The sequence below is a fragment of the Luteibacter sp. P4_E6 genome (genome assembly GCF_056401535.1).
In genome coordinates this window covers 1-1,541 of the sequence record NZ_JBFUJE010000739.1, presented here as the reverse complement: position 1 = coordinate 1,541, position 1,541 = coordinate 1, and the positions used below count along the sequence as shown (strand labels likewise).

Here is a 1,541-nt window from a genome sequence, read left to right as displayed (position 1 = left end):
CTACCTGGCTGACCCTCTTCCGCGTGCTCCTGCTGCCGGTCATGGTCGTCGTTTTTTACCTGCCGTTCCGCTGGTCCAATCTCGGGGCAGCGGCGGTCTTCGTGATCGCCGGATTCACGGACTGGCTCGACGGCTATCTGGCCCGCCGGATGAACCTCACTTCGGCCTTCGGCGCCTTCCTCGACCCCGTGGCCGACAAGCTCATGGTGGCGGTGACCCTGTTCCTGCTGGTGCAGTCCCATCCGGGCGGCTGGCAGGGCGTGCTTCTCGCCGTCACCGCCTCGGTGATCGTCGGCCGTGAGATCAGCGTCAGCGCCCTGCGTGAATGGATGGCGCAGATCGGTGCGCGCTCGAAGGTGAAGGTGGCCTTCCTCGGCAAGCTGAAGACGCTGGCGCAGATGGTCGCCCTGGTGGTGCTGCTGGTCCAGCACGACACCGAATCCCTGGCCTCATACAACATCGGGGAGGCACTCCTGGTGCTCGCCGGCATCCTCACTATCTGGTCCGGACTGGACTACCTGCGGGCCGCGTGGCCCAGTTTGCGGGGAGATTCAGAGGACGTGAAAAAAAGTGAAAAAAAGTCGGCGTAAAGTGGTTGACACAAATGCGATCTGATTTAGAATAGCTGGACAACGACGCGGGAATAGCTCAGTTGGTAGAGCACGACCTTGCCAAGGTCGGGGTCGCGAGTTCGAGTCTCGTTTCCCGCTCCATGTAATTCTACAAAGCCTCGGACCTCCGAGGTTTTGTTTTTTAAGCGCTTCGCGGTTACTCTCGCGCTGCGCAAGCGATGGCCGGGTGGCAGAGTGGTCATGCAGCGGACTGCAAATCCGCGTACGCCGGTTCGATTCCGACCTCGGCCTCCATCGCATTTTGAAGGCGCAACCGTTTCCGCGGCTGCGCCTTTTTTCTTTCCGCCCGGATGGCGAAATCGGTAGACGCAAGGGACTTAAAATCCCTCATCCGCAAGGGTATGTGGGTTCGAGTCCCACTCCGGGCACCAAGGGCTACAGCCCGAAAGTCGGACCGCTTTTCGGTCCGCAATTCCTGATTCGGTCCGCAAGCACTTCGTCGGATCGACTTTGGCGCCTCGGCGCGATCGCACGTAAGCCTCGGTCATGACCACTGATGTGTGGCCCAGTTGGTGCTGCGCCTGGCGGATATCGCCGCTCGAATCCGTCTTGTCGGACGCTGCTTTCGCGCGCAGATCCCGGAACTGAAACCGCCGGCCTGTCGCCTCGCGCACGCGATCGAAACGGCCACGCAGCTTCGCTGCGGTGAGTGGCCTCCATCCTCATCGACTATCAGCCGCATCGCCCGTACGGCATACCCACGCTTGCGTTCGCTGATCCTGGCCAGCAGGTCAGCAAGCTCACCTGTCACGCCTATGCGCAGCTTCGCGCCCGTCTTTGCCTGCGTCAGTTCGAGCGAGCCATCCCGAACGTCCGTCTCCTGCATCCGAAGCACATCGGCCGGCCGCTGACCCGTGAGGTACGCGAGGTCCATGGCGTCGCGAAGCGGCTGATCGGCCGCCGTCCAGA

The 1,541-nt window shown here is 62.1% G+C and carries 1 protein-coding gene, 3 tRNA genes and 1 pseudogene; 4 read left to right on the top strand and 1 reads right to left on the bottom strand.

Annotation, left to right across the window (positions count from 1 at the left end; genetic code table 11):
* From pgsA to AC1DT2_RS22975, 4 genes are all read left to right on the top strand, one after another.
* Window positions 1-590, top strand: a 590-nt coding sequence (pgsA, locus tag AC1DT2_RS22990) for a CDP-diacylglycerol--glycerol-3-phosphate 3-phosphatidyltransferase (protein WP_477298984.1), incomplete at its 5' end; no start/stop codon positions are given.
* Window positions 591-637: 47 nt separating this feature from the next.
* Window positions 638-713, top strand: a tRNA-Gly gene (locus AC1DT2_RS22985).
* 79 nt (window positions 714-792) lie between these two features.
* Window positions 793-866 (top strand) — tRNA-Cys (locus AC1DT2_RS22980).
* 50 nt (window positions 867-916) lie between these two features.
* Window positions 917-1,003 (top strand) — tRNA-Leu (locus tag AC1DT2_RS22975).
* A 63-nt stretch (window positions 1,004-1,066) separates the two neighbouring features.
* Here the strand turns inward: AC1DT2_RS22975 and AC1DT2_RS22970 are convergent.
* Window positions 1,067-1,541: pseudogene (locus AC1DT2_RS22970) on the bottom strand (tyrosine-type recombinase/integrase); the annotation flags it as partial.